General features: G+C 34.4%; 8 protein-coding genes. 1 reads left to right on the plus strand and 7 read right to left on the minus strand.

The genetic code is table 11. The annotated features are described in order from the left end of the window. Positions 1 to 6 precede the first annotated feature (6 nt). From LQ694_RS13480 to LQ694_RS13510, 7 genes are all read right to left on the minus strand, one after another. Positions 7 to 549, minus strand: a complete 543-nt coding sequence (locus tag LQ694_RS13480; protein WP_048542242.1) for a helix-turn-helix domain-containing protein — start codon at positions 547 to 549, stop codon at positions 7 to 9. A 114-nt stretch (positions 550 to 663) separates the two neighbouring features. Further along, a complete protein-coding gene (locus LQ694_RS13485) occupies positions 664 to 936 on the minus strand; it encodes a UPF0223 family protein (protein ID WP_058611432.1) in 273 nt (90 codons plus the stop codon). 64 nt (positions 937 to 1,000) lie between these two features. After that, positions 1,001 to 2,407 (minus strand): dihydrolipoyl dehydrogenase, encoded by a 1,407-nt coding sequence (gene lpdA / locus LQ694_RS13490; RefSeq protein ID WP_049319344.1) that lies wholly within the window; start codon positions 2,405 to 2,407, stop codon positions 1,001 to 1,003. A gap of 2 nt (positions 2,408 to 2,409) precedes the next feature. Further along, positions 2,410 to 3,696 (minus strand): dihydrolipoamide acetyltransferase family protein, encoded by a 1,287-nt coding sequence (locus LQ694_RS13495; RefSeq protein WP_049319345.1) that lies wholly within the window; start codon positions 3,694 to 3,696, stop codon positions 2,410 to 2,412. A gap of 42 nt (positions 3,697 to 3,738) precedes the next feature. Next, the gene (locus LQ694_RS13500; RefSeq protein WP_048542233.1) at positions 3,739 to 4,716 is read right to left on the minus strand and encodes an alpha-ketoacid dehydrogenase subunit beta; all 978 of its coding nucleotides are present in this window, start codon (positions 4,714 to 4,716) and stop codon (positions 3,739 to 3,741) included. Between the two features lie 3 nt (positions 4,717 to 4,719). Then, a complete protein-coding gene (gene pdhA / locus LQ694_RS13505; protein WP_048542229.1) occupies positions 4,720 to 5,832 on the minus strand; it encodes a pyruvate dehydrogenase (acetyl-transferring) E1 component subunit alpha in 1,113 nt (370 codons plus the stop codon). Positions 5,833 to 5,996: 164 nt separating this feature from the next. Next, positions 5,997 to 6,629: a YkyA family protein gene (locus LQ694_RS13510; protein ID WP_058611434.1), complete on the minus strand. Its 633-nt coding sequence runs from the start codon at positions 6,627 to 6,629 to the stop codon at positions 5,997 to 5,999. Between the two features lie 121 nt (positions 6,630 to 6,750). On the opposite strand from LQ694_RS13510, the gene def reads away from it, so the two are divergent. Then, positions 6,751 to 7,305, plus strand: coding sequence for a peptide deformylase (def, locus tag LQ694_RS13515; RefSeq protein ID WP_049319348.1), 555 nt, complete (start codon positions 6,751 to 6,753; stop codon positions 7,303 to 7,305). The last annotated feature ends 372 nt before the right edge of the window (positions 7,306 to 7,677 follow it).

A 7,677-nucleotide genomic window follows, 5' to 3' on the forward strand; every position in this document is an offset into this window, starting at 1 on the left:
TACCTCCTATAAATACGATTCTGTAGCTACAATTAATACTTCAGCATCTTTGTTAGATTGATTTAAAAACTGATGCGTTTCATGTGCTTTAAAATAAAAACATTCTCCACTTTTAGCAGTATATGTTTGATTCCCTATATTTAAAGTTATGAATCCTTTTTTTACATATGCAAATGTTTCAGAATTTGATGGGCTAAATGCTTTATATTTAGATCCACTTTTTAAAGTGATAATAACAGGTTCCATTTCAAATTCATTTGAATCTGGAACGAGCCATTTGATTTTGTAACCTAAATCATATTCATCATATATCGTGTGTTCTTGTTCAGGATAATGTATACGGGCTTGATACAATTTCTCATTAAAAAACTCACTAGGCTCAACCCCTAATACATCTAAAATATTCAAAAAAGTTTCCATAGATGGTGAAGATAAATTTCTTTCTAATTGAGAAATATACCCTTTAGATAAATCTGTACGCTCTCCAAGTTCTTCTTGTGTTAGGTTCTTTTGATACCTTAAATTTTTAAGTTTTTCTCCTATATTCATAAATCCCCCAAGAAAGTGTGATGTTTACTTTTACTAAACATTAAGTTTAGTACCTTTAATAAAATAACAGAAATCATTTTATAGTTCAACACTTTTTTGGGGGATTTTATAATATTATTTAACCGAAATCGTTGTCGCTTCTTTATTCTCTTTTAAAGCTTTAACAACTTTATAGCCATCATAGCCACTCTCATCTTTGAAAGCTTTATAAAAATTATTCTCATCAGATTTACCAGGAATAATTTTCTTAAAGTTTTTATAAGCTTTATCTAATTGTTCTACATTTGCTTCACTTTCATATGCATCTTCTATAAGATTATAAAATGCCATCACTTCAAGAATTTCTTCTTGCGACCAATCCACATCTATTGGATAACTATACTCCATATTTTCTACTCCTTTACAAAAAAAGGCTGGGACATAAATATGTCTCAGCCTTATATTTTTATGATTACATTGTATGGATAGGTGTTCCTAATGCTACTTCTGCAGCTTCCATAGAAATTTCACCTAATGTTGGGTGAGCATGAATTGTTAATGATACGTCTTCAGCAGTCATACCTGTTTCAATTGCTAAACCTAATTCAGCAATGATATCTGATGCGCCTGTACCAGCAACTTGTGCACCAATTAGAAGACCATTTTCTTTTAAAGCGATAAGTTTAACGAAACCAGCAGTTTCATTTAATGCTAATGCACGACCATTTGCAGCAAATGGGAACTTAGCAGCTTTAATTTCTAAACCTTCTTCTTTAGCGCTAGCTTCAGTGTAACCTACTGTTGCTAATTCTGGTTCAGTGAAACATACTGCTGGAATACCTAAGTAATCTACAGCTGATTTTTCACCAGAAATTGCTTCAGCAGCTACTTTAGCTTCGTAACTTGCTTTATGAGCAAGTGGAGGTCCAGCAACAATATCACCGATTGCATAGATATTGCTGATTGAACTACGGCTTTGTTCGTCAACTTCAACTAAACCACGATCTGACATTTTTAGACCTAATTCTTCAAGACCTAATTCATCAGTATTTGGTCGACGTCCTACTGTAACTAATACATAGTCTGCATCGATTTCTTTTGTTTCTCCGCCAGCTTCATAAGTAACTTTAACGCCGTTGTCAGTTTCTTCAGCTGATTTAGCCATTGCTTCTGTAACGATTTCTACACCTTTAGCTTTAAGACCTTTTTTAACGATTTGAGTCATTTGCTTTTCAAATCCACCTAAAATGTCTTTAGCACCTTCAAGAATTGTTACTTCAGAACCAAAGTTAGCATATGCAGTACCTAGCTCAGATCCAATGTATCCGCCACCTACTACTACTAATTTTTTAGGAACTTCTTGAAGTGCTAATGCACCTGTAGAATCGATTACACGTTTACCAAATTTGAAATTAGGAATTTCGATTGGACGTGAACCAGTTGCGATAATAGCATTTTTGAAAGTATAAGTTTGAGATGCTTTTTCAGTCATAACTTTTAAGTTATTTTCATCTACAAAATATGCTTCTCCGTTAACAACATCGATTTTGTTACCTTTCATTAATCCAGCTACGCCGCCTGTTAATTTTTTGACAACGCCATTTTTGAATTCTTGAACTTTTTCGAAGTTTAATGCTACTTTCTCAGCTACAACACCCATATCTTCTGAATGTTGAGCATTGTGGAAACGGTGTGATGCTGATAATAAAGCTTTAGATGGGATACAACCAACGTTTAAACATACGCCACCTAATTCGCCTTTTTCAACGATTGTTACTTTTTGTCCTAATTGTGCTGCACGAATTGCTGCAACATATCCACCAGGACCTGCTCCAATTACAATAGTATCTGTTTCAATAGGAAAATCTCCAACTACCATTTTTACCCCTCCATTAATAATAATTCTGGATTATTTAATAATCTCTTAATATGGTTCATTGCGTTTTGTCCAGTAGCACCATCAATTTGTCTATGGTCGAAACTTAATGATAGTGATAAAACAGGTGCAGCAATAATTTCTCCATCTTTAACGATAGGTTTTTGAGCAATACGACCGATACCTAAAATAGCAACTTCAGGATGGTTGATTACTGGTGTAAACCATTGTCCACCTGCTGAACCGATATTACTTATCGTACATGTTGCGCCTTTCATTTCGTTAGCTTGTAGTTTACCATCACGTGCTTTAACAGCTAATTCGTTAATTTCATCAGAAATTTCGAACATTGATTTGTGATCAGCATTTTTAACTACTGGTACTAATAAACCACGATCAGTATCCGCAGCTATACCTATATTATAGTAATGTTTATGAACAATTTCACCATTTTCTTCATCAAATTCAGTATTTAATGCTGGGTATTTCTTAAGTGCAGATACTAATGCTTTAACAACATATGGTAAGAATGTTAATTTAGTACCTTGCTCAGCAGCAACTTCTTTGAATTTTTTACGGTGATCCCATAATTCTTGAACATCAATTTCATCCATTAATGTTACGTGAGGTGCAGTATGCTTAGAGTTAACCATTGCTTTAGCAATTGCCTTACGCATAGCTGGTATTTTCTCACGAGTTTCAGGGAATTCTCCTTCTGGTACTTGTGGAGATTGTACTGCTTGTGTATCTTCAGATGTAGTTTGAGCTTCTTCTTTTGCTGGTTGCTCTGAAGTAGCACCACCATTTAAGTATGCTTCAACGTCTTCTTTTAAGATACGGCCATTTTTACCTGAACCTGAAACAGCTTTAATATTTACATCGTTATCACGAGCAAATTTACGAACTGAAGGCATAGCAATTACACGTTTAGACTCATCAACATTTTCTGATTGAGTTTCAGTAGTTGCTTCTTCTTTAGCTTCTTCAGCTGGTGCTTCTTCTTTAGTTTCTTCTTCATCGTCGTCATGACCTTTGAATTGTAAGCCTTCTGCGTCTGGTGCATCAATTTTAACAATTGTATCACCAACAACAGATACTGTACCTTCTTCAACCATAACTTCTTCAATTTTACCTGCAACAGGTGATGGAATTTCAACGACAGATTTATCATTTTGTACTTCACATAATACATCGTCTTCTTGAATTTCGTCTCCTGCTTTAACAAACCATTTTACAATTTCACCTTCGTGGATACCTTCACCGATATCTGGTAATTTAAATTCGAATGACACGATTTTTTCCTCCTAAATATTAAATCCGTATTTTAATGCGCATTAAAACTCTAATGTTTCTTTAGCTTGCGCTACGATATCTTTTTTGTTTGGTAACCAAACACCTTCTGCTTGTGTGAATGGATAAATAGTGTCAGCAGCTGCTACACGTGCGATAGGAGCTTCTAATGAAAGAACAGCTCTTTCAGAGATTTCAGCTACAACACTTGCGCCAACGCCTGCTTGTTTTTGAGCTTCTTGAACTACGATTACACGGTTTGTTTTTTCTACTGATTTAACAATTGTTTCAACATCTAATGGTTGAACAGTGATTAAGTCAATAACTTCAACTGAATAACCATCTTTTTCTAAATCTTCAGCAGCTTTTAATGATTCTTGAACCATTGCACCATAAGTAATGATTGTTAAATCTGTACCTTCACGTTTAACTTTAGCTTTACCGATTTCTACTTCGTACTCTTCTTCAGGTACCTCTTCACGGAATGAACGGTATAACTTCATGTGTTCTAAATAAACAACTGGGTCATTACTGCGGATTGCAGAAATTAATAGTCCTTTAGCATCGTATGGGTTTGAAGGAATAACAACTTTCAAACCAGGAGATTGTGCTACTAAACCTTCTAAGTTGTCTGCGTGTAATTCTGGTGTATGAACACCACCACCAAATGGCGCACGGATTGTGATTGGAGCCACTTTTGAGTTACCTGAACGGAAACGGTGACGAGCTATTTGACCAGCAATTGAGTCCATAACTTCAAATACGAAACCAAAGAATTGGATTTCCATGACAGGACGGTAACCTTCAAGCGTTAAACCTAAAGCTAGACCACCAATACCTGATTCAGCTAGAGGTGTATCAAATACACGATCTTCACCGAATTCTTTTTGTAAACCTTCTGTTGCACGGAATACACCGCCGTTTACACCAACGTCTTCACCGAATAATAGAACATCTTCGTCTCTTTTTAATTCGTTTTGAAGCGCATTGTTAATCGCTTGAATCATTGTCATTTGTGCCATGACTTATTTCGACTCCTTCTCTTTGTAAATTTCATATTGTTCAGCTAAATTGTGAGGCATTTCTTCATACATGTTTTCCATTAAGTCTGTAACTTTTTGTTTAGGCGTATTATCTGCCTCTTTGATAGCTGTTTTAATTTCTTCTTTAGCTTTTTCCATTACTTCGTTTTCTTTTTCTTCAGACCATAAGTTTTTCGCTTCAAGATATTTTCTGAAACGTACTAATGGATCTTTCTTTTCCCAATCAGAATCTTCATCAGAAGTTCTATAACGAGTTGGATCGTCACCAGCCATTGTATGTGGACCGTAACGGTAAGTTAATGTTTCGATTAACGATGGACCTTCACCATTTACTGCACGTTCACGTGCTTGTTTAGTTACTGCATATACTGCTAATGCATCCATTCCATCTACTAATACACCCGGAATACCAACTGCTACTGATTTTTGAGCTAAAGTTTTAGCAGCCGTTTGTTTGTCACGAGGTGTTGAAATCGCATAGTTGTTATTTTGGATAACGAAAATTGCAGGTGCTTTGTAAGCAGAAGCAAAGTTGATACCTTCATAGAAGTCACCTTGTGAAGAACCGCCATCACCAGTGTAAGTAATTGCAACATTTTTCTTACCACGTTTTTTAAGACCTAATGCTACACCAGCTGTTTGGATAAACTGTGCACCAATAATAATTTGTGGACTTAAAGCATTAACACCTTCTGGGAATTGATTTCCAATAAAGTGTCCACGTGAGAATAAGAAAGCTTTTGTTAATGGTAAACCATGCCAAATTAATTGTGGCACATCACGGTAACCAGGTAATACATAGTCTTCTTTCTCTAACGCATAATGTGAAGCTAATTGTGAAGCTTCTTGTCCAGCTGTTGGTGCATAGAAACCTAGACGTCCTTGTCTATTTAATGAAATAGAACGTTGATCAAGAACACGAGTCCATACCATTCTTTCCATTAATTCAACAAGTTCTTCGTCAGATAAGTCGGGTAACAAGTCACTATTTACGACATTTCCTTCTTCATCTAAAACTTGAACCATTTCAAACTTAGACTCTATTTCATTTAAAGTCGCTACTGCATCGAATTGGGCTTTTTTTCTCGGAGCCATTCAATTCACCATACCTTTCCCTATATTAAATAATCATTTCTTAATCATTCTAACACAAAACTGTTTTACTGTTAAATAAAAAATACTAACATCTTAAAAACCCCACTAATTAAAGGTTTTTATGCAACTGTACTAAAACATAATATTAGCTGTACTAATACAAATTATTTATCTAAAATAGCTGAAACATCTTTCTTTTCTTGTTGGACTTTTCTTAAAGTATTTTGATAATCTGTTACAACTTTTTCAGTCTTTTTATTAATTTCTGTCAATTTAGAAGAACGATCATTTGCACCTTTTTGCGTAGCATTGTCTTTTGATAAATAACTAAATAAATCTTTTTCCGTTTTTAATACCTCTTTATATGCATCCATCACTTCGTTATGTAACTTATACTTTTCGTCTAATGCATTCTTTAATTCTTTAGCTTCTTTTAATTGTTCTTCATCTTCTATATTTTTATAGTCCTTTTTAGACGTTTCATAAATATCTTTAGACTTCTTCATTGCTGACGTTTCATCTTTTACGATTTCTTCTCTATCTTTAATGCCGTCAGTTAATTCTTGCGCTTTTGTTTTAAAGTCATCATTTTTAGCTTTATTTAATGCTTCGATTTTTTTAACTTTGTCTTTTTCTGCCTTAGTCATTTTCTCATTTAAATCAACAATAACTTTTTCTTCTTTATTTGCTTTTTCAACTTTGTTATAAAAAGATTCAAGTGATTCTTTAGATTGACCACATGCTGTTAAAATTAATGAAGTCGCTAATGTTAATGTCACAAATTTCTTGCCAATCATTCGTAATTCCTCCTTTTAATCCTATCAATATGTTACTCTGTTTTTTTTATTTATACAATTAATAATAGATGTAAAAATGACCAGTTTTTGATAATATTTTATATGAGGAAGGTGCATGTAAATGATAACGATGGAAAATATTATTCGTGACGGCCACGAAACACTTAGAAAGAGAGCCGAAGAAGTAGAATTACCAGTATCGACTGAAGATAAAGAAACATTAAATGAAATGATGGAATTCCTAAAGAATTCTCAAAATGAAGAACTTGCTAAAAAATACAAATTACGTTCTGGCGTAGGCCTTGCCGCTCCACAAATCAATGTTTCTAAAAAAATGTTAGCAGTATATATTCAAGATGACGGAAAAGGAAACCAAATCGAACTTCAACTTATCAATCCTAAAATCGTAAGCCATAGTGTACAAAAAGCATATTTAAATGGTGGCGAAGGATGCTTAAGTGTAGATGAATCAAAACCAGGACTCGTACATCGTAATTATAAAGTAACGATTCAAGCATATGATATAGAAGGAAATCCATTTAAGAAAAGATTTAAAGGATATCCAGCAATCGTATTGCAACATGAAATCGATCATTTAAATGGCATCATGTTCTATGACTATATTAACGAAGAAGATCCATTCAAACCACTCGATGATGCAGTAGAAATTAATTAAATAAGTATGATGATAAAAGAGCGAATACCATTCAGCCGGTATTCGCTCTTTTTAATGTCATTATTCTGAATTCTGGTAATTAGAATGCTGTAACTTCCATTATTCTGAATTCTGGTAATTAGAATCCGCTAACTATCATTATTCTGAATTCTGGTAATTAGGCGGGCGCTCTCTTACGGACATTTCTCAGAATTCTGTCCCTAACTCACACATCACCGTTCTTTCTCTCTTTTCAAAAAAGAGGCTGGGACATAATGTAATGTCTCAGTCTCTTGTAGTATCTTGGCAGTAGATGACTGAATTGAAAATGCGCTTGTACCAAGCTTTTTCAACTCTAGTCATCCTTGCCGGGGCGGGACTACGAAATCTTTT

Origin of the sequence: Mammaliicoccus sp. P-M58 (genome assembly GCF_022386165.1) — a bacterium.
GTDB classification, from domain to species: domain Bacteria; phylum Bacillota; class Bacilli; order Staphylococcales; family Staphylococcaceae; genus Mammaliicoccus; species Mammaliicoccus sciuri.

Coding starts and splice junctions, on each gene's coding strand:
- def (WP_049319348.1), top strand. CDS start 6,751: ATGATAACGATGGAAAATATTATTCGTGACGGCCACGAAACACTTAGA.
- pdhA (WP_048542229.1), bottom strand. CDS start 5,832: ATGGCTCCGAGAAAAAAAGCCCAATTCGATGCAGTAGCGACTTTAAAT.
- lpdA (WP_049319344.1), bottom strand. CDS start 2,407: ATGGTAGTTGGAGATTTTCCTATTGAAACAGATACTATTGTAATTGGA.
- LQ694_RS13510 (WP_058611434.1), bottom strand. CDS start 6,629: ATGATTGGCAAGAAATTTGTGACATTAACATTAGCGACTTCATTAATT.
- LQ694_RS13485 (WP_058611432.1), bottom strand. CDS start 936: ATGGAGTATAGTTATCCAATAGATGTGGATTGGTCGCAAGAAGAAATT.
- LQ694_RS13500 (WP_048542233.1), bottom strand. CDS start 4,716: ATGGCACAAATGACAATGATTCAAGCGATTAACAATGCGCTTCAAAAC.
- LQ694_RS13480 (WP_048542242.1), bottom strand. CDS start 549: ATGAATATAGGAGAAAAACTTAAAAATTTAAGGTATCAAAAGAACCTA.